Origin of the sequence: Marinobacter sp. ST-43 (assembly GCF_030541085.1) — a bacterium.
GTDB classification, from domain to species: Bacteria; Pseudomonadota; Gammaproteobacteria; order Pseudomonadales; family Oleiphilaceae; genus Marinobacter; species Marinobacter nauticus.
This window is the reverse complement of sequence record NZ_JASSVO010000005.1, coordinates 94,592-119,166: the sequence shown is the minus strand read 5'-3', so window position 1 is coordinate 119,166 and position 24,575 is coordinate 94,592. Positions and strand designations below refer to the sequence as shown.

General features: G+C 56.7%; 25 protein-coding genes. 17 read left to right on the top strand and 8 right to left on the bottom strand.

All coding sequences use genetic code 11. The annotated features are described in order from the left end of the window. Positions 1-649: 649 nt before the first annotated feature. The 3 genes from QPL98_RS09465 to QPL98_RS09455 are packed head-to-tail and all read left to right on the top strand — an operon-like array spanning position 650 to position 2,812. Complete coding sequence (locus QPL98_RS09465) at positions 650-841, top strand: helix-turn-helix transcriptional regulator (RefSeq protein WP_368389046.1); 192 nt, start codon at positions 650-652, stop codon at positions 839-841. A gap of 11 nt (positions 842-852) precedes the next feature. After that, a complete protein-coding gene (locus QPL98_RS09460; protein ID WP_022987608.1) occupies positions 853-2,577 on the top strand; it encodes a DUF927 domain-containing protein in 1,725 nt (574 codons plus the stop codon). After that, complete coding sequence (locus tag QPL98_RS09455; protein WP_023008356.1) at positions 2,570-2,812, top strand: AlpA family transcriptional regulator; 243 nt, start codon at positions 2,570-2,572, stop codon at positions 2,810-2,812. Before QPL98_RS09460 ends, QPL98_RS09455 begins: the two co-directional genes overlap by 8 nt. A gap of 10 nt (positions 2,813-2,822) precedes the next feature. Here QPL98_RS09455 and QPL98_RS09450 read toward each other — a convergent pair whose 3' ends face one another. Then, the gene (locus QPL98_RS09450) at positions 2,823-4,064 is read right to left on the bottom strand and encodes a site-specific integrase (protein WP_022987607.1); all 1,242 of its coding nucleotides are present in this window, start codon (positions 4,062-4,064) and stop codon (positions 2,823-2,825) included. Between the two features lie 185 nt (positions 4,065-4,249). Next, the gene (locus QPL98_RS09445; RefSeq protein WP_011784094.1) at positions 4,250-5,119 is read right to left on the bottom strand and encodes a YicC/YloC family endoribonuclease; all 870 of its coding nucleotides are present in this window, start codon (positions 5,117-5,119) and stop codon (positions 4,250-4,252) included. 182 nt (positions 5,120-5,301) lie between these two features. Here QPL98_RS09445 and rph point away from each other — a divergent pair, with 182 nt between their 5' ends. Further along, on the top strand, positions 5,302-6,018 hold the full coding sequence (rph, locus tag QPL98_RS09440; RefSeq protein ID WP_303293143.1) for a ribonuclease PH: 717 nt from the start codon (positions 5,302-5,304) through the stop codon (positions 6,016-6,018). Positions 6,019-6,086: 68 nt separating this feature from the next. Here rph and QPL98_RS09435 read toward each other — a convergent pair whose 3' ends face one another. Next, a complete protein-coding gene (locus QPL98_RS09435; RefSeq protein WP_023008359.1) occupies positions 6,087-6,893 on the bottom strand; it encodes an exodeoxyribonuclease III in 807 nt (268 codons plus the stop codon). Between the two features lie 81 nt (positions 6,894-6,974). On the opposite strand from QPL98_RS09435, the gene pyrE reads away from it, so the two are divergent. Further along, entirely contained in the window at positions 6,975-7,613 is a 639-nt protein-coding gene (gene pyrE, locus QPL98_RS09430) for an orotate phosphoribosyltransferase (protein WP_011784091.1), read from the top strand. Between the two features lie 3 nt (positions 7,614-7,616). Then, positions 7,617-8,264 carry a DUF4124 domain-containing protein gene (locus QPL98_RS09425; protein WP_022992161.1) on the top strand — a complete coding sequence of 216 codons (648 nt, stop codon included), beginning with the start codon at positions 7,617-7,619 and terminating at the stop codon, positions 8,262-8,264. Between the two features lie 65 nt (positions 8,265-8,329). Here QPL98_RS09425 and QPL98_RS09420 read toward each other — a convergent pair whose 3' ends face one another. Beyond that, positions 8,330-8,749 (bottom strand): hypothetical protein, encoded by a 420-nt coding sequence (locus tag QPL98_RS09420; protein ID WP_011784089.1) that lies wholly within the window; start codon positions 8,747-8,749, stop codon positions 8,330-8,332. A 263-nt stretch (positions 8,750-9,012) separates the two neighbouring features. Between QPL98_RS09420 and QPL98_RS09415 the strand changes: the two genes are divergently transcribed. Continuing rightward, positions 9,013-9,510, top strand: coding sequence for a fibronectin type III domain-containing protein (locus QPL98_RS09415; RefSeq protein WP_226538210.1), 498 nt, complete (start codon positions 9,013-9,015; stop codon positions 9,508-9,510). A gap of 13 nt (positions 9,511-9,523) precedes the next feature. Here QPL98_RS09415 and QPL98_RS09410 read toward each other — a convergent pair whose 3' ends face one another. Continuing rightward, a complete protein-coding gene (locus QPL98_RS09410; protein ID WP_011784087.1) occupies positions 9,524-9,862 on the bottom strand; it encodes a DUF2782 domain-containing protein in 339 nt (112 codons plus the stop codon). A gap of 85 nt (positions 9,863-9,947) precedes the next feature. Here QPL98_RS09410 and polA point away from each other — a divergent pair, with 85 nt between their 5' ends. Further along, on the top strand, positions 9,948-12,674 hold the full coding sequence (gene polA / locus QPL98_RS09405; RefSeq protein WP_303293142.1) for a DNA polymerase I: 2,727 nt from the start codon (positions 9,948-9,950) through the stop codon (positions 12,672-12,674). Between the two features lie 198 nt (positions 12,675-12,872). Continuing rightward, positions 12,873-13,241 (top strand): hypothetical protein, encoded by a 369-nt coding sequence (locus QPL98_RS09400; RefSeq protein WP_014420398.1) that lies wholly within the window; start codon positions 12,873-12,875, stop codon positions 13,239-13,241. Between the two features lie 37 nt (positions 13,242-13,278). Here the strand turns inward: QPL98_RS09400 and QPL98_RS09395 are convergent, their stop codons facing one another. The 3 genes from QPL98_RS09395 to QPL98_RS09385 all read right to left on the bottom strand — a co-directional run bounded on the left by QPL98_RS09395 (position 13,279) and on the right by QPL98_RS09385 (position 17,102). Further along, positions 13,279-14,778 (bottom strand): OmpP1/FadL family transporter, encoded by a 1,500-nt coding sequence (locus QPL98_RS09395; protein WP_303293141.1) that lies wholly within the window; start codon positions 14,776-14,778, stop codon positions 13,279-13,281. 146 nt (positions 14,779-14,924) lie between these two features. Beyond that, the gene (locus tag QPL98_RS09390; RefSeq protein ID WP_011784083.1) at positions 14,925-16,046 is read right to left on the bottom strand and encodes a PilT/PilU family type 4a pilus ATPase; all 1,122 of its coding nucleotides are present in this window, start codon (positions 16,044-16,046) and stop codon (positions 14,925-14,927) included. A 21-nt stretch (positions 16,047-16,067) separates the two neighbouring features. Further along, positions 16,068-17,102: a type IV pilus twitching motility protein PilT gene (locus tag QPL98_RS09385; RefSeq protein ID WP_011784082.1), complete on the bottom strand. Its 1,035-nt coding sequence runs from the start codon at positions 17,100-17,102 to the stop codon at positions 16,068-16,070. Between the two features lie 52 nt (positions 17,103-17,154). On the opposite strand from QPL98_RS09385, the gene QPL98_RS09380 reads away from it, so the two are divergent. The 8 genes from QPL98_RS09380 to rdgB all read left to right on the top strand — a co-directional run bounded on the left by QPL98_RS09380 (position 17,155) and on the right by rdgB (position 24,573). Beyond that, a complete protein-coding gene (locus tag QPL98_RS09380) occupies positions 17,155-17,868 on the top strand; it encodes a YggS family pyridoxal phosphate-dependent enzyme (RefSeq protein WP_303293140.1) in 714 nt (237 codons plus the stop codon). A 62-nt stretch (positions 17,869-17,930) separates the two neighbouring features. Then, positions 17,931-18,764 (top strand): pyrroline-5-carboxylate reductase, encoded by an 834-nt coding sequence (proC, locus tag QPL98_RS09375; RefSeq protein WP_023008365.1) that lies wholly within the window; start codon positions 17,931-17,933, stop codon positions 18,762-18,764. Positions 18,765-18,786: 22 nt separating this feature from the next. Continuing rightward, on the top strand, positions 18,787-19,371 hold the full coding sequence (locus QPL98_RS09370; protein WP_303293139.1) for a YggT family protein: 585 nt from the start codon (positions 18,787-18,789) through the stop codon (positions 19,369-19,371). A gap of 265 nt (positions 19,372-19,636) precedes the next feature. Beyond that, positions 19,637-21,601 (top strand): dynamin family protein, encoded by a 1,965-nt coding sequence (locus QPL98_RS09365; RefSeq protein WP_011784078.1) that lies wholly within the window; start codon positions 19,637-19,639, stop codon positions 21,599-21,601. A 171-nt stretch (positions 21,602-21,772) separates the two neighbouring features. Continuing rightward, a complete protein-coding gene (locus QPL98_RS09360) occupies positions 21,773-22,921 on the top strand; it encodes a homoserine O-acetyltransferase (RefSeq protein ID WP_011784077.1) in 1,149 nt (382 codons plus the stop codon). After that, positions 22,918-23,520: a methionine biosynthesis protein MetW gene (metW, locus tag QPL98_RS09355; protein WP_011784076.1), complete on the top strand. Its 603-nt coding sequence runs from the start codon at positions 22,918-22,920 to the stop codon at positions 23,518-23,520. Before QPL98_RS09360 ends, metW begins: the two co-directional genes overlap by 4 nt. Beyond that, positions 23,517-23,969: a DUF4426 domain-containing protein gene (locus QPL98_RS09350; RefSeq protein WP_011784075.1), complete on the top strand. Its 453-nt coding sequence runs from the start codon at positions 23,517-23,519 to the stop codon at positions 23,967-23,969. Before metW ends, QPL98_RS09350 begins: the two co-directional genes overlap by 4 nt. Positions 23,970-23,973: 4 nt before the next feature. Continuing rightward, positions 23,974-24,573, top strand: a complete 600-nt coding sequence (rdgB, locus tag QPL98_RS09345) for an RdgB/HAM1 family non-canonical purine NTP pyrophosphatase (RefSeq protein ID WP_011784074.1) — start codon at positions 23,974-23,976, stop codon at positions 24,571-24,573. Positions 24,574-24,575 lie beyond the last annotated feature (2 nt).

The following is a 24,575-nucleotide window of genomic DNA, read 5'->3' as shown; positions in this document are numbered from 1 at the left end:
GAGGCAGATTCCTTCCTCCAAGCCATGGGACCTTTCCAATTCCTGTCCACGTAACTAACTGATTTGGGACTTTCGCATTGCGTTTCCCTGCCCGACGGCATAGGTAGCATGGGCTGAAAGCGTCGTGTACCGGTACTTATTTGGGACCCTGGCCTCCCACCTCAGTGACAACACCGATATCCGGTGGCTTGATGGAACCGGGCTGATTGTCGTCGCTACAACAATTCCCGCTATTTCCTCGGGACACTTACAAGGGGCTTGGAAGAGGCCTTTTGGAGCCCCGGTGTGATACGGGGATAACCCGTGAAGTAACAGGGCCTCGAAAAGGCTCTTTAAGAGGCTGTTTTGATCACGTTCAGCATTGACTTTCACATGTGAAAGTCAATGAGCATTACCGCTTCACAAAATGATGCCGTGATGGTGGCGGGTGACAGCGGCCGTTCACATTTTCACCAGATTTCGCCCAAAAACCGATGAGGCCCCCATGAAAGCCGCCCTAATGAAAGAAATTAACCTTTAATTTCAGACATTTATAATTTTTTTCTCTTTGCGCCCCAAATGGCCAATTCCGCGGTTCTGGTCCTGACTCCTGATTACTAATAATCACTCCTGCCGTTAATCAACGAACCAGGAGTAGATAATGAAACACATGTTTTCCAGCGAGACCAGCGAGCGCTTGCTCACATACGAAGAAGTGTGCGCCGTCACTCAGCTATCGCAAGCCACGCTGCGTCGGTACGTCCGATCAGGTCGCTTCCCCGCCCCCATCAAGCCCAACCCGCAAGGTCGAGCCGTCAGGTTTCGGATCCAGGATGTTAGAAACTGGCTGGATCGGTTGTGACGGAGGGGCAAATGAAATTTCAATTGAGAGACTCTGGCCTGTACTGCTTCAGCTCTGATGAATGGCAAAGAGTTGGTGGATGGATTGAGGTTATTGCCAGAACCCGACTCTCCAACAAGAAGCACGGTCACGGTGCGCTGCTGCAGTGGAAAAATATGGACAACGTCCTGCTCCGCGAGGTGGTGTATGCGCGCAACCTGAACGGCGATAACGCCCGACAGATACGGGAGCTGCTCGTGGACAGCGGCTATCCGCTGGAGCCTGGCAATATCAGTTGGGCACGACTACAACGCTACCTGCTTGAGGAAATGGCAAAGGCGCCGCCGGCCACAACCGTCGACCGTACAGGTTGGCACGGCCCCATCTTCGCGACGAGTAGCTGGACGGCAGGTCAGGCGGATGAGCAGCACTACTTCGTCGGGCAGCTATCAACCTCCCCTCTACTTCAGGAAAACGGTTCTCTCCAGGATTGGCAAGCTCAAGTGGGGAAGCTGTGTGAGGGCAACCCGCTGGCGATGTTCAGCATTGGGGTAGCCCTTGCGGCACCACTGCTGAAGCATGCGGAGATTGAAAATGGGGCTTTTCACTTCGGCGGCAATAGCTCCAGCGGTAAAACGACACTACTGCAGGCGGCCGCGAGCGTGTGTGGTGCACCAACGTTTGTGCGGAACTGGGTATCGACTGCCAATGGCTTGGCAGCCGTGGCTGCTGAGCACAATGACATGTTGCTGGCATTGGATGAAATTGGCCTGGCGCGCCCGGAAGATGTCGATGTAGCGACGTATCATATAATGACCGGTGCCAGTAAGTTGCGTGCGAATATATCAGGGGACCTTACTGCACAAACGCACTGGCGAACTCTGGCTTTAAGTACCGGTGAGGTATGGCTATCGGAAGTATTTCAGGAAATAGGCAAGTCGGTTAAAGCCGGCCAAGAAACCCGACTTGTCGAGATTCCGATTTTTGGGAGGTTTGGAGCCTTTGACAAGTTGCATGGATTCAACAGTGCCCAAGAGTTCGTGGACACGTTGAAAAGCCGTACCGGGCACTACCACGGCACACTGTTCCGGCACTGGCTCGAGCGTCTTACAGAAGATGTGAATGACCTACCCAGCTACATCCAGAATGAGGTTGCCCGGTTGACGGAGCAATGGAAGACCCCTCATATGGCTTCGCAAGTCGTCCGAGTGATCAGGCGGTTCGCACTGATCACCGCTGCACTATGCCTGGCATGTCGGAACTATCTCCTCCCCTGGACGGAAGCGGAGTCGGTTCGAGCAGTACACCAAGTCGTTGGAGCCTGGCTTCGGAGCCGGGGTCACATCTTCAATTCGGAGGAGTACCGCCTGTTGGCCCGCCTTCGCGATGCTATTTACAAATGGAATCACCGTCTCGTTGACATAGAGCGGGGGGATTACGGAAGAGCAATTGGTCTGCGACGCAAAGTGGCCGGTGAGACGCAGTGGCTGATACCCAAAAATACTCTTATCAAGGAGCTTGGCCTTCGAAGTCGATACACCCGGGAAATTGAGCCGCTGATCCAGAGAGATTTCCTGGAAACCAATGAACAGAGCCGTGGCACCATGAAAATCAAGCTACGGGATCGATCGGAGCGTTTTTTCGCCCTGTGGCCTGATCGCATCAAGGCGTATTGGGAAGCGCTACCGGATGGAGATGGACTTTCCCAGTTTCCCACTTATCCCAGTGTTGATTCGGAGGTAACGGAGAATGAGTAACAAGACCTTCAGTCCGCCTTCGGAGGAGGTGCGCGCCAAGCTGCTGGCTCGTTCTGGACAGTGTGAGCGGCTGGTTCGGGAGTCGGACCGTCGAGCGATTACAGCCGTCAGCCGGACGCAGTGGTGGACCTTGGAACGAAAGCGAGTGGCTCCGGCACGACTCAAGCTGGGATGCAACTCAGTGGCCTGGCGCCTGTCGGATCTGTTGGCCTGGATTGAGCAACAAGGGGCCTGATCTGGCCCCTTTACCCTCCAGAGCTGACTTCACCTCTCACGATGGGCGCCAGCCACTCGCAGAGCGCCTCGTGAGCCGCTCTTCGCTCTTCAAAGTACGCATGCTTGTTATAAACCCGGTCCGTCCGGTTGCCGGGCAGTTGATTCAGGCAGCGCTGAGCCAGATTGTCATCAAAACCAAGCTTGCCCAGCTTCGTCCTGGCCGTGCCACGCAGATCGTGGACGCGGCGCTTGTCGAACGAAAAGAACTTTTTCTCAAAGAGTTTCTTGAGCGCATGGTTCAGCGTGTTTTCACACACAAACGGCGTCCGTGCTTTTTTACTGATCCTGCGAGCTGGAAATACCCACTCACTACCGCAGGAACGTACCTTCAGCTCATTCAGCCATTCCACGGCGGGCTCCGCCAACGGGATATCGATGGCCCTTCTCTTTTTGGTCCTTTCCTCGGGCAGGTACCAGATACGGTTCTCCAGATCGAATTCCGACCAAGGCGCTGCCAGCAGCTCCATTTTTCTCGTACAGGTCGCAATCAACAAAGCACAGGCCAGGTAGTTTTCACGGCTGAACTGCGCCGGAATCACCCGGAGTTTGGTGAAGAACTCGGTGACTTCGTCTTCATTCATTGGGTAGTTGGCGGCCTTCTCCTCCCCGCCGGCGTCCCTGGGACGGAATGGCGAGGCTGGATTGAACCTGGTGACGTCCAGTTTGATGCCATGATCAAACAGGTTCCTCAGCAGGCGCATCAAATCATTTGATAGGGTTGGGCGGGGCTTATTGTCGTCATAGCCAGTGGCCACGTCCCGCAGGATTTCACTGATATCCACTGGTCGGATCTTTTCAAGTTCCACCTTTCCGATGCGCCAGGCGACCTCACGCTCGTACAGGCTCTTCTCTTTATGGTGGGACGCGATTTCTCGTTTGCGAAGCTCGTAGTAGTCCGCGTACAGGTCATTGAGCGTTTTGAAGGGGTTTTGGTTGACCTTCTGCCGCTCCTGAACCGGGTCAGCACCCTCACGCTTGATCGCCAACCTCAGCTTCGCCGCCTCATCACGGGCGTCGGCCAATGACCAGTCGTCCACCTTGCCGATGGTGTATTCGCGCCGGAGCTTGGTAGCTGGGGTGGTATAGCGCAGCATCCAGTAGGCATCGCCGCGCTTCGGGGTCATGAGGTAGAGACCATTGCCATCGGCATGCCGCACGGATGGCTTCTCTTTGATCAGTTTCTTGACGGTCTTGTCGTGTAGCTTGCCCACTTTCCTGCCTTAAAAAAATTGGGGAGTACAATCTCGCCGATACAATATAGCGAGAAAATACTCCCCAATCTACTACCCATCACTACCCAAACTTGGCAGAACTTACACGAACATTATGAGCGTCAAAATTACATAACTATTTGATTTATAATGCCATCAAGAACAACGTCGAACCCCCAAGAACATCACTCAATATTCTGCACCTGTTCCCGCATCTGCTCGATCAACACCTTGAGATCCACCGCAATACGGGTAACCGCCGCATCGATGCTTTTGCTGCTGAGGGTGTTGGCTTCGCGGTTCAGCTCCTGCATCAGAAAATCCAGGCGCCGGCCGATAGCATCGTCGTTCTTCAGGGTGTCGGTAACCTCACTGATGTGGGCATCCAGCCGGTCCAGCTCCTCCGCCACATCACTTTTCTGGGCCAGCATGACCATTTCCTGGGCAACACGCTCCGGATCCAGCTCCACTTTCGCCTTCTCGAACCGGTCTTTCAGATTCCGCTCCTGGGCGGCCAGCAGTTGCGGCATTTTCTCACGCACCTCTGCCACCAGCTTACCCATGGTGGCCAGACGATCCTCGAACAACGGCCTCAGACGCTCGCCTTCCCGTTCGCGCACACTCGTCAACTCAGCCACTGTATCGGCAAACAGATCTGCCGCTGCCTCCTTCGCCGCGCTGTAGTCCTTTTCGGGCAAAGACATCACCCCCGGCCAGCGCAGAATATCGAGCGCATTGATGTGGGCCGGGTTATCCAGCATACGGTTGATATGATTGGCCGCCTCATTCACAGCCCGGGCCATCTCATCACTGATTTCAAAGCCCTGGACATCACTCTCGGCCGACTGCAGGCGCATGGAGATATCGACCTTGCCCCGCTTCAAGCCCTGCTTGCGCAATTCCTCCCGAAACCGGTTCTCAAGCTCACGAAAAGCCTCCGGCAATCGGAACGAAGGTTCCAGATAGCGGTGATTCACGGTACGAATCTCACACGTAAGAGTACCCCAGTCACCCTGGGCGTCCTTGCGGGCAAAAGCAGTCATGCTGCGGATCATAGTGACTCCAGTGTTCGTCAAAGGAACATCGAGTTTAACAGGCAAACACCCGGAGCGGCGAACCCGACCAAAGGGGCACGCAGCCTCCCCCGCCGGTCGCTTGCTACGTGCTATACTCGTTGCCCTTTCAAAACGCCCGACCGGCACCAGCCGGACATTCATATTCAGAAACAGGACACACTATGCGACCAAGCGGCAGAACGCCTGAGCAACCCAGAGACGTCCGCATCACCCGGAACTACACGCGCCACGCCGAAGGCTCGGTATTGGTGGAATTCGGCGATACCAAGGTGATCTGTACTGCCTCTGTCGAGAACAAAGTGCCACCGTTCCTGCGCGGCGAAGGCAAAGGCTGGATCACCGCCGAATACGGCATGCTGCCCCGCTCCACCGGCAGCCGCATGGGCCGCGAAGCTGCCCGCGGAAAACAGGGTGGCCGCACCGTGGAAATCCAGCGCCTGATCGGCCGCAGCCTGCGCGCCGCAGTAGACCTCGAAGCGCTGGGCGAACACACCATCACCATCGACTGCGACGTCATCCAGGCCGACGGCGGCACCCGCACTGCTGCGATCACCGGTGGCTGCGTGGCCCTGGTAGACGCGCTGAATCACCTGGTAAAAGAGAAACGCCTGAAGAAATCACCTCTCAAGCAGATGGTGGCTGCAGTATCTGTCGGTGTCTACAAGGGCACCCCGGTAGCCGATCTGGACTACCCGGAAGACTCCGAAGCTGAAACTGACATGAACGTGATCATGACCGATCAGGGCGGTTTCATTGAAATTCAGGGTACTGCGGAAGGCGCACCGTTCGAGCAGGCAGAACTGGACGCCATGCTGGCGCTGGCAAGAAAAGCGATTAACCAGTTGTTTGAAATCCAGCAAGAAGCCCTGGAAGGCTAAATCAGAAGTCTGGGGAGGCTTTCCGCAACAGCGACCTCCCCCGGACACGCGACCGACTATCTCAAAGCCTAGAACCCGATCTCGATATCATAATCCATAATCACCGGGGCATGATCAGAAAACCGGGTCTCGTCATCAATCCAGCCATCACGAATGGCCTTGCGAATACCCGGCGTCAGCAGGTGATAATCCACCCTGATACCCGCTTTCTTACGGGAACCCTCAGTCTGCTCCGGCCACCAGGTGAACTGATTGCTCTGCTTGTTGATCTCGCGGAACGCATCAATACAGCCCATTTCATCAAACAAACGATCCAGCCAGGCGCGCTCATGGGGCAGGAAACCGGAGAAATCGGTCTTGTGATAAAGCGGGCTGGCGTCGGTTACATGGTGAGCGGTCTGCAGATTCGCGCATAGAATAAACTGACGACGTTTGCGCAGGGTTTTCTGCATATGGATGCCAAAGGCTTCCATGAACTCGTCTTTGTGATCGAGCACTGTCAGGTCGTCTTCACCGATCAATTCTTCCTCGCGGCCGAGGGCGCAGGGCGCAAGTACACAGGCAACGGAAACCTTGTCGAAGTCGGCCTGGATAAAGCGGCCTTCCCGGTCTGCCTGCTCATTGGCAAAGCCATACATAATGGCTTTCGGGAAATGACGGGTGTAGATGCCCACGCCACCATGTTCGTTCAGCTCACCATCAATGAAGTAGGCCTCGTAGCCCTCCGGAATCAGGTTCCTGTCTTCAATTTCGTAGGCGCGCATACGGTGGTCCTGCACACAGACCACATCAGCGTCCTGTTCGGCAAGCCAGTCAAAAAAACCCTTTTCAACAGCCTGCTCAAGACCATTGACGCTGATTGATACTACCCGCATACGTGTTCCCTGATTCGGTTTGTGTGTATGATACCGTTTTTACGCCTTAATTAAAGATCAAACCCCGCCAGAAGCCTTGCCATGCATGACTATCAGCAAAAATTCATTGAGTTTGCCATCCAGCGGAATGTGCTGCGTTTTGGAGAATTCACACTCAAATCCGGGCGCACCAGCCCCTACTTCTTCAATGCCGGACTGTTCAACACCGGAAACGACCTGCTTGAGTTAAGCAAGGCCTATGCCGCTGCGATAGCACGCAGCGGGCTGGATTATGACATCATTTTCGGGCCTGCCTATAAGGGCATTCCGTTGGCCACGGTAACCGCCATGGCACTTGCAACAGACGGTAACAGCAAACCTTTTGCCTTTAACCGCAAAGAAAAGAAAGATCATGGTGAGGGTGGCAATATTGTTGGCGCCCCACTACAAGGTAAGGTACTGATTGTTGACGACGTGATTACCGCAGGCACGGCCATCCGGGAATCTATCGACATCATCCGGGCCGCCGGAGCCGAACCGGCGGGCGTGCTGATTGCCCTGGACCGACAGGAAAAGGGCAACGGTGAACTGTCCGCCATCCAGGAAGTCGAGAAAGAGTTCGGCATCCCCGTTGTCAGCATCATTCGTCTTGAACAGGTACTGGACTACCTGAAGTCCAATCCGGAATTTGCCGGCCATGCGGAGAACGTGGCCAGCTACCGGGACCGCTACGGAGTCTGATGAATGCGTCACCATCTGACCGTTTCTCCTGTTGTTGCCGGCGTTGCGGCCTTCGGACTGCTGTTTGCGGCCGGCGCCCAGGCAACCATGTACCGTTACACGGATGAAAACGGACGGCTGGTTATCAGCAACACCATTCCCCAGGAAGCGACCAAACGTGGTTACGATATCCTGAGCAACAACGGCCGGGTGGTCGAAACCGTTGCCCCCGCCCCCACCGCGGAAGAAATCGCCGCCCGGGAAGCCGAGAAAGAGCGCCAGAAGCAACTGGAACTCCAGCAGGAGCAGGATCGTCTGCTCCTGAAACGCTTCAGCCATCCGGATCAGGCTGTGCGCGCCATGCATCGCAAGATCCGCGAACTGGAGGGCATTATCCAGCTGAAGCGCGGGAACATTTCAGTAATTTCCAGCCAGCTCGACAGCGAGCAGAGCCGCGCGGCGGATATGGAGCGCGCCGGCCGGGACATCCCGGAAACGACGCTGGAAAAAATCCGCAGGCTCGAAGCCCAGATTCGAGATATCGAGCGGGAGATTTCCGCTCAGCGGCAGGATATCGGCGAAATGAAAAGGGCCTACGAAGAAGACATCAAGCGTCTGGAAGAAATCACCGGGGAGACACGAACACTCCCCCTGGAGCCGGAAGAAAACTAAGCTCCACTAATGACAAAGGGCGCTCAACCGAGCGCCCTTTGCGTATGACTCACCAACTCGCCGAATCAAGCAGTGGCGGCAGTGGTTTTCTTGGCCGCAGGCTTGCGAGCAGTGGTCTTGCGCGCAGCCGGCTTCTTGGCCGTTACGGACTTCTTGGCATCCTGAGCGGCCTCTGAAACATCGTCGGCTGCCTCTGAAACAGCGTCCGCACCTTCGGCAGCTTCTTTTTCCAGCTTCGCAACCAGCTCAGCGGCGAAGTTGCCAAAGCGGGAGTTCAGCGAACGCAGCTGCTCGAACAGGTTCTCGGAGTAGCCGTTGTAACGCTTGCGCAGGGTCTTTACGCTGTACTCACGCGCTTCCGCTTCCAGCTTTTCTGCATAATCAAACGGCTTGGACGCCAGCTTCTTCTGCTGCTCTTCAGCCGCGTTGATGCCTTTCTCAACGATGTCTTGCAGCTGTTCCTGGTAGGATTTCAGTTTACCCATGGTGGTTCTCCCTGTTTTCCGAGTCGTTTCGGCACCGCGTTTTGCAGAGCCTTTGGTAACTTTCACCTACCAAACTACGGCTAAAAATTAGAATGTTCATACTAAACACGGATAGGGGTTTTTACCGATTATTCACTTGATCACAGAATACTCGCTGGCATAATCGCACACTGTTTTAACGAAGCCCGTCTCCCGGTTGTATTCAGGCTCCATACGAACGAATACCAGAGGGTGCACCTGCAGCGCCCCGTATGCGAGTAGTTATGAAGAGAACGCTTTATCCCAGTCCGCTATCACGAACCGCGGCCACACTCCTTTGCCTGTTTGCCATACTTCTGGCCGGCTGCCAGGAAGACACGCGAGCCAGTAAACTGGATTCAAAACGCGCTTCGGAGATGGCAGACAGCCGCCTGAAACAGGCGCAGGGCGACCTGCTTGCCACGCTCGGCCAAAGCCAGCCGGACGATCAGGAAACGCCACAGCCACCTGGCGCCGACATCCCGAAAACCCTGGTATGGAACCCACCGCTCACCCGTGAAGACGGCTCAGCACTGACGCCTGGTCAGATTGCCGGTTACCGCATCTATTACCGACTGAAACATCAGGAGAGCTTCAGCGTCATTCCGCTGAACGATGGCAGCAAAACCCGATACACCCTGTCGGAGATGCAGCCCGGCGCCTACGAGTTCTCAATCACAACCATTGATGTGGATGGCCTGGAAAGCAGGCGATCAGACCCGGTTGAGGTCAACCTGATCTGACCGGAAGGACGGGTTACCAGCGGAAGATCACCCAGCTGGGCACAAGCAGGTCGGACTCGGTATCCTGAACCCAGCCACCGCCGTCGGCCGGCACCAGGTAGTATTCCGGGCCAATTTCAGGCACCACTTTGATCTCCATCAGCTGGCCATTCACCCGATACTCATAAAACACTTCTTTCTCGCCGGGGCGAATAACAATCTCCGCACCACCCTCCGGCGGCTGGTAATCGGAAATAACCACAGGTTCCTGAGGGGTAACCACCGGGGTGGCATCCAGAGCCCCTTCATCCTGGGCCAGCAACGGCGCGGAGAAGCAGCCCCACAGCAGGGCGGAACAGGCGAATCGTTTCATTTTCGTGGTACCCTTTGGTTCATCTTTCTGGCTAGAGTTGCACAAGCCAATCCACGCTTCAATCAGAATCCGGACCTGTTTTGATATGACTGAACAAACCAACCCTCCCGTGGTTCTGGTGGACGGATCGTCTTACCTGTTCCGTGCCTACCATGCCCTGCCGCCACTGACTACCAGCAAGAATCACCCGACTGGCGCCATCAAAGGCGTAATCAGCATGTTGCGGCGGATTGAACAGGACTTTCCGGGCTCAAAAACCGTGGTGGTATTTGATGCCAAGGGTAAGACTTTCCGGCACGACATGTATGAGGAATACAAAGCCAATCGCCCCCCCATGCCGGATGATCTGGCGGTACAAATTGAACCCATTCACGAGATTGTCAGGGCGATGGGCTTACCACTGTTGATCGTGCCCGGCGTCGAGGCCGACGATGTCATCGGCACCCTGGCCCATGAAGCCACCAGCAAGGGCATCGATGTGGTCGTGTCTACCGGCGATAAAGACATGGCTCAACTGGTCAGCGACCACGTTACCCTCATCAACACCATGACCGAAACCGCCATGGACCGGGACGGGGTCGTTGAAAAGTTTGGTGTTACCCCGGAGCAGATCATCGATTACCTCGCCCTGGTGGGTGACAAAGTCGACAACATTCCCGGTGTAAACAAATGCGGCCCGAAAACCGCCGTCAAATGGCTACAGAGCTACGACAACCTCGACAACCTCATTGAGCATGCCGACGAGATCAAAGGCAAAATCGGCGAATACCTGAGGGAAGCAACCGACACCCTGCCCCTGAGCCGGGAGCTGGCCACCATCCGGACCGATGTGGAACTCGAATTTGGGCTGGAGGATCTTCAGGAACGCCAGCAGGACGACGCCAGTCTGTTGGAGCTCTTCAAAGAGTACGAATTCCGCACCTGGATCGCGGAACTGGAAAACGGCTCCTCATCAGACGACGGCTCCCAGAGCAGCCAACCACAGCCGAAACCTTCGGTGGAAAAGCAGTATCAGGTCATTACCGAGCAGGCGGACCTGGACCAGTGGCTGAAGAAACTCAAAGATTCCGATCTGTTCGCCTTCGACACCGAAACCACCAGCCTCCGCTACATGGATGCCGAAATTGTCGGCGTTTCGTTTGCTGTTGAGCCGGGAAAGGCCGCTTACGTGCCACTGGGCCATGATTATATGGGCGCGCCGGAGCAACTGGACCGCGACTCTGTGCTGGAACAGCTGAAGCCGTTGCTTGAAGACCCGAAACACAAAAAGGTCGGGCAGAACCTCAAGTACGACAAAAACGTGCTGGCCAACCATGATATACAGCTGGAGGGCATCGCCGAGGACACCATGGTGGAGTCCTACGTACTGAATTCGGTCGGCACCCGCCACGACATGGACAGCCTGGCCCGAACCTATCTTGATGAAGAAACCATCACCTACGAATCGATTGCGGGCAAAGGCGCCAAGCAACTGACGTTCAACCAGATCGATCTGGAAAGAGCGGGCCCCTACGCCGCCGAAGACGCTGACATCACCCTGCGCCTGCACCAGACTCTCGCCCCGAGGCTGAAAGACACCGGCAAACTGGAGTCTGTCTACCGGGAAATCGACCTGCCGCTGGTACCGGTGCTGTCCCGGATGGAACAGCGGGGCACTCTGATCAGTGCCAGCACGCTGCGCCAGCACAGCCAGGAACTTGCAGAGCGCATGGCGGAACTGGAGAAGGAAGCCCACGAAGTTGCCGGCGAAGCTTTCAATCTGGGCTCCACCAAACAATTGCAGGCCATCCTTTACGACAAACTTGGCCTGCGGGTCATCAAGAAGACACCAAACGGCGCGCCATCGACGGCCGAGCCGGTTCTGCAGGAGCTGGCCCACGAGCACGAACTGCCCCGGCTGATTGTCGAGCACCGCAGTTTAAGCAAGCTGAAGTCCACTTACACTGACACCCTGCCCGAGCTTATCCACCACCGCACCGGGCGAGTGCACACTTCCTATCATCAGGCGGTGACAGCGACAGGACGTTTGTCTTCATCGGAACCCAACCTGCAGAACATTCCGATTCGGACCCAGGAAGGCCGACGCATACGCCAGGCATTTATTGCCCCGAAAGGCTACAAGTTGCTGGCCGCTGACTACTCCCAGATTGAGCTTCGCATCATGGCGCACCTGTCTGGCGATAGAGGTCTACTGACCGCGTTTGAACACGGCGAAGACATTCACAAGGCCACTGCAGCCGAAGTCTTCGGCGTGACAGTAGATGAGGTAACCGGCGACCAGCGTCGGAGCGCCAAGGCGATCAACTTCGGGCTGATCTACGGAATGTCGGCGTTCGGACTTTCGCGCCAGCTGGAAGTGGACCGGAAAACCGCCCAGGAATACATCGACCGGTATTTCGAGCGTTACCCCGGCGTACTCAAATACATGGACAACATCCGCAAACAGGCCCATGACGACGGCTACGTGGAAACGCTCTACGGCCGCCGCCTGTACCTGCAAGAGATCAACGCACGTAACAAGCAGCTGCAGCAGGCCGCCGAGCGCACCGCCATCAATGCGCCCATGCAGGGCACGGCCGCCGACATCATCAAGCGGGCCATGATCGAGGTAGACAACTGGCTACGCAGCGAACACGCCAACGATGCCTGCATGACCATGCAGGTCCACGACGAACTGATCATCGAAGTTCGCGAAGAAGCCGTAGACAAAGTCAAAGAAGGCCTGGTCAAGCGCATGTCCGCCGCCGCCAGCCTGGATGTGCCACTGCTGGTGGAAGCCGGTGTGGGTGACAACTGGGACCAGGCTCACTAAAAACCCGCAACTTCGGATAACGCCCTGTTTCTGAACAACATCCCGCTTTCGGGCACAGAAACAGGGCAGACTCTCCGCTCACACTCTCGCAGACACCAGCAAAGACGGCCATCGGCACTGAGGCACGAATTCTGCATTATCCTTCGCTGTCTCGGGGCCCTTCGCCCCATGCAGTGACACCAATGCGAGGTCCAAGCGATGAATTCCGCAACCAGCGAACGCAACTGGCTGTTCGACCCCAGTCTTCTGAAACTCGTGCATCAGTGCCGCCGGCTTATCCAGTCTGAATTCGGCGTAAAACTGCACCTTAACGAAGATGGCCTGGAGCAACACCTGGCCGAGTACGCCCGTAAAACCCGTTCAAAGCATCTGGTTCATACCTGGGAAGCGCTTAAACAGAGAGTACCGGAGCTGAATACCGCCAATATCGAAGAGGAAATTGCGCCACGGATGTACCGCGGACAACCCATAGCGGAAGAAGGTGCCAAAAAAGCTACGGAGGAAATGTCGGGAACTGACTGCCCCCGGCAGAAAAAGGTGATCTACCGGGGCCAGGTGGTGGGCTGATTCCGGAAGGAATCAGCCTCAGAGGGCTATTCGAGAATCAGAAGGCTTTGCTGACTTCGAATGCGGCGCTCCAGGCACTGAGTTCGTATTCAGCTTGGTAGTTTGAGGCACCGGAGCTCGGATCAACTGTCGATGGCGCATCGTGAAGGTATTGGAACTCATCAACCTTAGCGTCGTCGGCAAAGATCAACGTCCCCACAGCCACATCAACCGTCCAGCCACTTTGCACGTCTTTCCACTGAGTACCCAGGGTAAGCCAATGACGGTCTTCAGAAGGAATACGTGCAGTCACATATTGGTCGACTGGCGACTCATCAAAGGCATAGCCTGCCTTAAATGCCCACGCAGGCGAAGCCTGCCATATCCCCCCAACGTTAAACTGCCAGGTATTTTTCCACTTCTCGGTAATGTGGGTAATCGGCGTGTCGCCACTCCTGCCAGTCGCTGAGGAGATATCTCCGGTCTCTCCCTCGCGGGAGTTGATGTCCAGCTCTTCAAAACGGCTCCAGCGTGCGTAGGTCGCCCCGGCCAATAGCGTGATACTGTCAGCTAACTGGTGACGAATGCCCACAGATATACTTTCTGGTATTTCCAGCGGAACTGTCACCTTCTCAGACTGACTGGTTTGCTCCCCTGTGGGAAACGCCCGCTCTCCCACGCCAGGAATCGTCACAAGAGCGGTATCTGGAATTTTGCTGACCTCAGCATCACCCTCAAGATCAAATCGTGTTGGAGTCTGCGCTGTCAAACCAATCTGAGTTCTGTTTGAAAGTTCATACAAGAAGCCGATTCTAAAATTAATTGCGACGTCATCGCCCTCGATATCAGCATATCCTTGATCAAAACCATTGATAGAGGATGGATCAGGAACCCCTACGGCCGTCGGAGGTACAGGAAGACCGGCCTCCAACTGACTATAACCCGCCTGCCATCTACCGTAGATACCGGAATAATCTTGATATTTGGTCAGCCGACCCTCGGCATACATGATATTAAGACCCAAGCCCATGGACAGACCCTTGCCGTTATTAATGGCAATAGAGGGCGTAAAGGCAATCGCCGTCAGCTCTGTCTTGTCCGCAAAATAACGTCCAACAAAGTCATTTTCATAATCAGCGGCAAGGCCATAAGGAGCATGAATACCAAAACCAACATCAATAGAGTCATTGATTTCGTGGGTCAAATAGAAATTGGGTAGAACAGCAGGATCAGCAATGTCTCCCCCGCGGGATCCATTTACTTCGCCCCCGAGCTGGTTAACCGCTTTCGCACCACTTTTCGCCTCAGCATCAATATCCAACACCGCCGCACCAAACGAAATATTGGTGCCGGAAAGCTGGCTCATACCGGCCGGGTTGAACAGAACCGTGGTGGCGTTCTCAGGGTTGGCGGCAGCGCCGGCATTGGCCACGCCCATCTGGCTGGCGCTCTGCTCGTTCAGGGAAAAACCGCCGGCCAGAACACTGGCTGGTGCTGCTATGGCTGCCAGCGTCGCCAAACGGATCGCTTTTACGAGTGCGTTGGTATTTTTGTGCATGGTGTCTCCTTTTTTAGAATCGCGCGGAGTATACGCAGCACATGGCAACTGCCTCAAATGCCAAAGCTACTGGTTCGCGCCGCTAACCAATTACAACTTTGGTATTAGATGCCGCCCCCGGTGAATGGGGGCGGAAGACGAGGACGTCAGTCGTCCTGAATGGTGAGTTTGTCGACGGAGGAAGACAGCTTGTCTGCACCCTGGGCGTCAGCACCCAGCTTGATCATCAGGCGCAGATCGTTGGCGGAATCTGCGTGCGCGAGGGCATCTTCGTAGGTGATGGAGCCCTCGGCATACAGCTTGTACAGAGCCTGATCGAAGGTCTGCATGCCAGACTCATTCGATTTTGCCATCAGCTCTTTGAGTTTGTGCACTTCGCCCTTGCGGATCAGGTCTGCCACCAGCGGGGTATTGATCAATACCTCGATAACCGCCTTACGCCCCTTGCCGTCCGGCGTCGGGACCAGTTGCTGGGCGACGATGGCCTTCAGGTTCAGAGACAGATCCATCCAGATCTGGTTGTGCTGCTCCGGCGGAAAGAACTGGATAATCCGGTCCAGCGCCTGGTTGGCGTTGTTGGCGTGCAGGGTGGCCAGACACAGGTGGCCGGTTTCGGCGAACTGAACCGAGTATTCCATGGTCTGGCGTGTCCGCACCTCACCAATCAGAATGACATCCGGCGCCTGCCGCAGAGTGTTCTTCAGAGCCACCTCAAAGCTTTCGGTATCAATACCCACTTCCCGCTGGGTCACGATACAGCCCTGGTGTTGATGCACGAATTCGATCGGGTCTTCGATGGAGATGATATGGCCGCGACTGTTACGGTTGCGATGGCCAAGCATGGCCGCCAGCGAGGTGGACTTACCGGTACCGGTTGCACCCACAAACATGATCAGGCCACGCTTGGTCATGGCCAGATCCTTGATGATCTCCGGCAGCGACAGATCGTCAATCTGGGGGATTTTCACCTCAATCCGGCGAAGCACCATGCCGCAAAGGTTGCGCTGGAAGAAGGCCGACACCCGGAAGCGGCCAATGCCCCGGGCACTGATGGCAAAGTTGCATTCGTGGGTTTCTTCAAACTCGGCGCGCTGTTTGTCATTCATGGCGCCGTAGACAAACTCCCGCGTCTGTTCTGGCGTCAGGGCATTCTTGGTAACGGGCAACACCTTACCGTTCACCTTCATGCTGGGAGGCACCCCTGCTGTGATAAACAGGTCTGAACCACCCTTTTCTACCATGAGCCGTAACAGTTTCTCGAATTCCATTTTTCTACCCAGTTTTCAATATCAGAAGTTATCCGGCATCTTCGCCTTGGCCCGCGCAGCCTCGCGAGAGATCAGGCCTTTCTGCAACAGGCGCTCCAGGCACTGGTCCAGCGTCTGCATACCCAGGGAACCACCGGTCTGAATGGCCGAGTACATCTGGGCGATCTTGTCTTCCCGGATCAGGTTCCGGATGGCGGCGGTGCCGATCATGATTTCATGGGCGGCAATACGGCCACCCCCCATTTTCTTCATCAGAGTCTGGGAGATAACCGCTTGCAGTGATTCCGACAGCATGGAGCGAACCATGGACTTTTCTTCCGCAGGAAATACATCCACTACCCGGTCGATGGTTTTCGCGGCGGAGGTGGTGTGCAGGGTGCCGAATACCAGGTGGCCGGTTTCAGCAGCGGTCAGTGCCAGACGAATGGTTTCCAGGTCCCGGAGCTCACCTACCAGAATGATGTCCGGGTCTTCCCGCAGGGCCGAACGCAAGGCTTCGTTAAAACCCAGGGTATCCCGATGCACTTCCCGCTGGTTTACCAGACACTTTTTGGATTCGTGCACGAATTCGATCGGATCCTCAATGGTGAGGATGTGCTCGTAGCGAGTATCGTTGATGTAATCCATCATCGCCGCCAGGGTGGTGGACTTACCGGAACCGGTAGGCCCGGTTACCAGTACCAGACCACGAGGCACAGAAGAAATATCCTTGAAAACCTGGCCCATGCCCAGATCTTCCATGGTCAGAACCTTCGAGGGGATCGTACGGAATACCGCGCCAGCACCGCGGTTCTGGTTAAAGGCGTTAACCCGGAAGCGGGCCACGCCGGGGACTTCGAACGAGAAGTCGGTTTCCAGGAACTCTTCGTAGTCCTTACGCTGCTTGTCGTTCATGATGTCGTAGATCAACCCGTGCACTTCTTTGTGCTCCATGGGGGGCAGGTTGATCCGGCGCACATCGCCGTCGACACGAATCATTGGGGGCAAACCGGCAGACAGGTGCAAATCCGACGCACCCTGTTTGGCCGAAAAGGCAAGCAGTTCAGTAATATCCATAGGATTCCTCGGAGGGCTTTTTCTTTTAGTCCAGAAGCGGCAAACTCACATTATGAGCAGCATAGCAGACAACATCGGGAGCGTAACCCGACGCATACAAAAAGCAACATTGCAGGCTGGCCGGGAGCCCGGCAGCGTGCGCCTTCTGGCGGTGGGCAAGACCCGCCCGGCGGAGGATCTGAAGGCCGCTTTTGAGGCCGGCCAAGTCGCGTTTGGCGAGAACTATCTGCAGGAAGCCCTGGACAAAATGCAGGCGCTCTCCGGCATAGAGGGTATAGAGTGGCATTTCATTGGGCCGATCCAGTCCAACAAAACCCGCCAGATTGCCGAAGCCTTTGCCTGGGTTCACAGTGTGGATCGATTGAAGATCGCTCGCAGGCTCAGCGAACAACGACCAGAGACCCTGCCGCCGCTCAATATCTGTCTGCAGGTGAACATCAACAATGAGGACAGCAAGTCCGGCTGCACGCTGGACGAGCTTGATGAGCTACTCGAGGCCATTGGCGAACTGCCCAATCTGCGCCTGAGGGGATTAATGGCGATTCCGGACCCGGACCAACCCGAGGCCGAGCTGCGGCTGAGTTTCCGGAAGCTGGCCTCCACCCTGACAAAGCTGCGGCAGGACCATCCTGAAGCCGGCCCACTGGACACCCTCTCCATGGGCATGTCAGATGATCTGGAAATGGCTATTGCCGAAGGTGCCACCTGGGTTCGTGTCGGTACGGCCCTGTTCGGCGCCCGCCCGGCCAAACACAGCCAGAGCTGAACGCTGCGGTTCCTGCTATCATCCGAACCAACGATTCAAACGATCAAGACCGGGAGTGAACCTTGAGCAGATCACCCACCATCTCTTTCATCGGCGCCGGCAACATGGCCAGCGCCATCATCGGCGGTATGCTGGATAGCGGATTTCAGGCCGGCGACATCTGGGTGAGCGCCCCGGATGACGGCCATCTTCAGTCAATTCGCAAACGTTTCGGCGTCAGCGTCACAACCGACAACCGCTATTGCGCCCAACAGGCGGACATTGTGGTGCTCGCGGTCAAACCCCAGGTGATGGGCGACGTCTGCCGGGACATTGCCCCGGTAGTTCAGAACACCCGCCCGCTGATGGTTTCCATTGCGGCCGGGCTGACGGCCGGCACACTGGATACCTGGCTTGGTGGCGGGCTGCCACTGGTTCGAGTGATGCCCAACACTCCGTCTCTGGTGGGCAAAGGTGCCGCCGGTCTGTTCGCCAACAGCCAGGTGAAAGACGATCAGAGAAAGGCGGTACAGAAAGTGTTCGAGAGCATCGGCTCGGCACTGTGGGTTGACGACGAAAACCTTCTGCACAGTGTCACCGCCCTTTCCGGCAGCGGCCCCGCTTATTTCTTCCTGATGCTGGAAGCACTTGAGTCCGCCGCAACCGAAGCCGGCATTGAGTCCGAAACGGCTCGCGCCCTCGCCATTCAGACCATGGCCGGGGCCGCCGAGATGGCCGCGCGCAGCGAGGATGACCCCGGCCAGCTCAAACGCAACGTGATGTCCCCTGGCGGCACAACTGAACGCGCCATCAACACCTTCGAGGAAGGCGGCCTGCGCGATCTGGTGAAAAAAGCCTACAGCGCTGCCTTCGAGCGCTCACGCGAGATGTCCAGAGAACTGGCCGATAAACAGTAACCGATAACGGAGACTCAGCTTCATGCTGACAGATATTGTTATTACGATCCTGCTGATTGCGTCCACTTTCTATATGACCATCGTTTTGCTGCGGTTTCTGTTGCAGCTGGCGCGGGCGGATTTCTACAATCCCATTTCACAATTTGTAGTCAAGGCCACCAACCCGCCGCTGCGTCCCCTGCGGCGTTTCATTCCGGGCTGGGGCGGCATTGACGGCGCATCCCTGGTATTGGCGGTTTTAATCCAGGCCATTACCTTCTTCCTCATTCTGGTCGCGCTGAACGGCGGCATTCCCGCCATCAATCCGGTTACTCTGCTGGTTTGGGCCGTACTGAACGTGCTCAGTCTGATCGTGAAGATCTACTTCTGGTCGGTCATTGCCGTGGTGGTGGTCAGCTGGATCGCCCCCCAGAGTGGCCACCCTGCCATTCAACTGGTGGCTCAGATCACCGAACCGGTGATGCGACCCGTGCGTAATATCATGCCCTCCATGGGCGGTCTGGATCTTTCGCCAATCATCGTGTTCCTGATTCTGAACGTGATTACCGTGGTCATTGATCACATGAAAGTGGCGGCCGGGCTGGGCTCAATCGGGCTCGGAATGTAACACGCGTCTCGAATATACATTTCGTTACACAATACACTGATTTGTTACTATCGCCGGCTGACAATTCAACCTTATGAATTGTCAGCCTTTTTAATGAAAAATCCCGCCCCATTCCCTGAAATGCCGACTCGCGCACCCTCAAACATTAACAAAACAGGTTATTATTAAACGCATTTAATCTGGGCGAGCGATTGGCGACACGTGTTCACCATCACTGACCTTCTCACCCAGGACATACCCGGAAGTCGCGCAGAAGGATTATCCGATGAACCCGCAGGGAACTCTGTCGCAGCAGGTTGAGGCGTATCACAACTGGAAAAAGGAACTGATCCGGCAGATTGGCCGCTATCGGCTGTGGCTGCAGGATAACAACCTGTTTTCAGAAGACGTCAGCACCCGTATTCGTCACGGGCTGGAGCTGCTCATTGAAGATGAGCTGACCATTGCTTTTGTTGGTGAATACTCCCGTGGCAAGACGGAGCTGATCAACGCCCTGTTTTTCTCGGAATACGGCCAGCGCATGCTGCCATCCCAGGCCGGGCGCACCACCATGTGTCCGACCGAGCTGTTTTTTGATCGCAGCGCCAACCAGAACTATCTGCTTCTGCTCCCGATCGAAACCCGCACGGGTGAGCTGTCTCTGCAGCAGCTGCGCAAGAAGCCGGAACAGTGGATTCGGCATGAGCTCGACGAGCGCAATCCGGACGTCATGCGCGAAGTGCTGGCGGAAGTTGCCCGGATCAAGAGCGTGAGCCCGGAAGAGGCCCGGGAGCTGGGCTTCGACGAGGCCATGCTGGAACACGATCGCAATAATCCCGGTAATGTGCTGGTACCGGCCTGGCGTAATGCCCAGATCAGCATTCGCCACCCCCTGTTCGAGCGCGGCCTGCGCATTCTTGATACTCCGGGCCTGAACGCCCTTGGCTCGGAACCCGAACTGACCATCAGCATGCTGCCCCGGGCCCATGCCGTTATCTTTGTGCTCAGCGCGGATACTGGCGTCACAGCCAGTGACATGACTATCTGGAAAGAGCATATCGATACCGAGCACGCCGACCACCGGGCCGGCCGGTTTGCAGTTCTCAACAAGATCGACGTTCTATGGGACGACCTTCAGGGCGAGAAGCACACCCAGGAATCCATTGACCGTGTTCGCAACTACACCGCGGACCATCTGGGCATCCGCCAGCAGGACGTTATTCCTCTCTCTGCAAAACAGGGATTGCTGGCACGGGTTCGCAAAGACAACAACCTGTTCGACCGCTCCAACATCGGTAAGCTGGAGCAGCTGATCATTCAGCGCATCCTGATGCATAAGGAGCAGCTGATTACCCAGAACCTGATCAACGACTTGCTGGGAATGCTACAGAACAGCCAGGCGGCCATGCAGTACCGCCTGGATGCCCTGGAAGAAGAACGCCAGGCCTGCGCCGGCGCCACCCTCGACAAGGCCGCGCTGTCCCGGCTCGCGGAACGGGCCCAGAAGGATTATGACTTCTACTACAAGAAGCTGATCACTCTGCGTTCATCGCGTCGACTGATGGAATCCCAGGGTGACATGCTCACCAAGCTGGTCAGCGAAGATCGCTTTGAGCAGCACGCCAGCCAGGTACGGAAAATGATGTCGAAAAGCTGGACCACGGCCGGCATGAACCGGGCCATGGAACACTTTTTCGAACTCCTGGAGAGCGACCTCACTAACCTGCTGAGCGAAGGGCGGCTCGCGGAGAAAATGGTAGGCGCCATCTATCGCAGATACAACGAAGACACCCGCGCCCGGCACCTGGAGCCCATTCCGCTACGGGCCGGCCGGCATGTGATTGCCATTCGTGAATTGCGCAAGAAAGCCCGACGGTTCCGCAATAACCCGAAGAATCTGCTGTCGGAACAGTCAACGGTGGTCCGCCGCTTCTTCAATGTGATGGTGAGCGAGGCCCGTACGCTGCATGGCCGGGTGCGCAAAGATGTAGAGCGCTGGCCACACGAAGCCCTGCTGCCAATCATGCAGTTCTCCATGGAACAGAAACAGCTGCTTGAGCACCAGATCCGCCGCCTGCGCGACATGGTTCGCACCGATCGGGACAGCCGGGCCGAACGCCAGCGTCTGGATCATGCCACGGCAGACCTTCGCAAGCAGCTGGAACTGGCCGACGCCATGATGCGCCAGATTCGCAAGCCGGCGCCCACGATGATCCAGCAAAAAGTCGTCAATATTTCCGGCGCCATGTAACCAGGCACTGGCGAGCCGCACTACTTTGGTGCGACTCGCCAGACAGGCACCCTAAACGCCGGTTGCAGCAACCTCCCCCCGCCTTTAAACTGCAGTGCTGGCGCCAGTTCCGGTGCCAACCAAGGCCTGTGGCCAGACACCAGTGGACCGAACCAGGAACTCATCACACCCATGCCTGATTCCCTGCCCTCGGATTCCGTGGGCCTTGTAAGCCCGAAGACCATCCACTTCGACAAGCCGTTGGAGCTGGCCTGCGGCCAGTCGCTGGAAAGCTACGATCTGGTGGTGGAAACCTATGGCAAACTCAACGCCGATGCCAGCAATGCGGTACTGATCTGCCACGCACTCAGCGGCCATCACCATGCCGCTGGCTACCACTCGCTGGACGACCGCAAGCCGGGCTGGTGGGACAGCTGTATCGGCCCCGGCAAGCCCATTGATACCAATCGGTTTTTCGTGGTCAGCCTGAACAATCTCGGTGGCTGCCACGGCAGCACCGGCCCCAACTCGAACAACCCGGAAACCGGGAAACCCTATGGTCCGGATTTCCCGGTCGTTACCGTGGCTGACTGGGTCGCCAGCCAGGCCCGACTGGCGGATCATCTGGGCATTCAGCAATGGGCCGCTGTGGTTGGCGGCTCCCTCGGAGGCATGCAGGCCCTGCAGTGGAGCCTGGACTACCCTGACCGGCTAAGGCATTCCGTGGTCATCGCCTCGACTCCACGTCTGACCGCACAGAACATCGCCTTCAACGAAGTCGCACGGCAAGCCATCACTTCGGACCGGGAATTTTTCGAAGGCCGCTATTACGACGAGAATCTGGTGCCGAAGCGCGGCCTGATGCTGGCCCGGATGGTTGGCCACATCACCTATCTTTCAGACGCCTCCATGGGCGAAAAATTTGGCCGTGAACTGCGTGAGGAAGCCTACAAGTTCGGTTTCGACGCCGAGTTCCAGGTGGAAAGCTACCTGCGTTACCAGGGCGAGCGCTTTTCCGAAACCTTCGACGCCAACACCTATCTGTTGATGACCCGGGCACTGGACTACTTTGACCCCGCCTACGACTTCGGCGGCGATCTGTCCAAGGCCCTGGCACCGGCACAATGTGAATACCTGGTACTGTCCTTCAGCACCGACTGGCGATTCTCGCCGGCGCGCTCCGAGGAAATGGTCAATGCCATGATTTCCGCCAGAAAGCGCGTAAGCTATGCCGAAATTGATGCACCCTGGGGCCATGATGCCTTCCTGATCCCAACCCCCAGATACACCGACATCTTTACTGCGTATATGGACCGGGTAGCACGGGAGGTCGGCGCATGAGAGCAGATCTTGAAATTATTCAACAGTGGGTGCGCCCGGGCCACCACATTCTGGACCTGGGTTGCGGCGACGGCACCCTGCTGGATTTCCTGCAACGGGAGCGCAATGCCACCGGATTTGGCCTTGAGATCAACCCGGACCACATCACCACCTGTATGGGCCGCGGCGTACGGGTGATCGAGCAGAACCTGGATACCCAGGGCCTCGACAACTTCGATGATGGCATGTTCGATATTGTCCTGATGACCCAGGCCCTGCAGGCGGTACGCCGCCCGGACAAGGTCATTGATGAAATGCTGAGGGTGGGTCGCGAAGGCATCGTCACCTTCCCCAACTTTGCCCACTGGCGACTGCGTTGGGGCCTGGCGCTGAGCGGCCGAATGCCCGAATCCGATGCACTGCCGTATAAATGGTATAACACCCCCAATATCCGCCTTTGCACTTTCAAGGATTTTGAAGCGCTGTGCCGGCAGAAAGGCATCAAGATCAAAAGCCGCCGGGTAGTGGACGGGCAGCATCAGAACAGCTGGCTGGCGCGGCTCTGGCCCAATCTGTTGGGGGAAATCGCCATATACCGCATCACACGGGAGAGCACATGATGAACCTTCTGACTGCAAGCAAGACACTGTTTCTGGCATTCGGGCTCATGCTGGTATCGATCACCAGCCAGGCCGGACAAAAGGATTTCGGAGAATATCAGGTGCACTGGAGCGTGCTCCCCAGCACCTTCCTGGCGCCGGAAGTGGCACAGGCCAACAATCTGCAACGCAGCCGGGGCATCGGCATCGTTAACATCTCGATCATGACCGAAGACGAGCACGGCCAGATCCAGCCCGTCAGTGGGCAGGTGGAAGGCCAGGTCTCCAACGATATCCAGCAGGTGAACTTTCTGGCGTTCCGGCGCATTCAGGAAGGTGATGCCGTGTACTTCATTGCCCAGTACCAGTATCAATCCGGAGATCTGATGACGTTCAACGTCACGGCGCGCCCCAGCGGCCACCAGGAAGATCTTCCGATCCGTTTTTCCCATACCCTGTTCAACGACTGATACCATGGCCCGCAAACTCGTCATCGCCAGCAACAACAAGGGCAAGATCGCCGAACTGACTGATCTGCTCGCGCCACTTGGCTTGCAGCCGGTCGCCCAGGGTGAGCTTGGGGTATCAGAGGCCGAAGAACCGGCCGTTACCTTCGTTGAGAATGCCATTATCAAAGCCCGCCATGCAGCGAGAGTCACTGGCCTGCCTGCGCTGGCCGACGACAGTGGCCTGGCCGTGGATGCCCTGGACGGCCGCCCGGGCGTTCGCTCCGCCCGCTTTGCCGGCGAAGAGGCAACCGACAATGATAATGTCGAGGCGTTGCTGGCAGCGTTGAAAGACACGCCTGAAGCAGAGCGCAGCGCTCAGTTTCACTGCGTTCTGGTTTATCTCCGCCATGCTGACGATCCCACGCCGATCATCTGCCATGGTCGCTGGCCAGGCCGCATTCTTGCCGAGCCGCGCGGGCAAGGCGGCTTCGGTTACGACCCGGTCTTTCTGGTACCGGAGCATGGATGCAGCGCTGCCGAGCTGACACGGGAGCAGAAAGGCAGGATCAGCCATCGGGGACGGGCTCTGGCCAGCCTTCTGGATCAACTCAGGGCGGAGCTTTAATA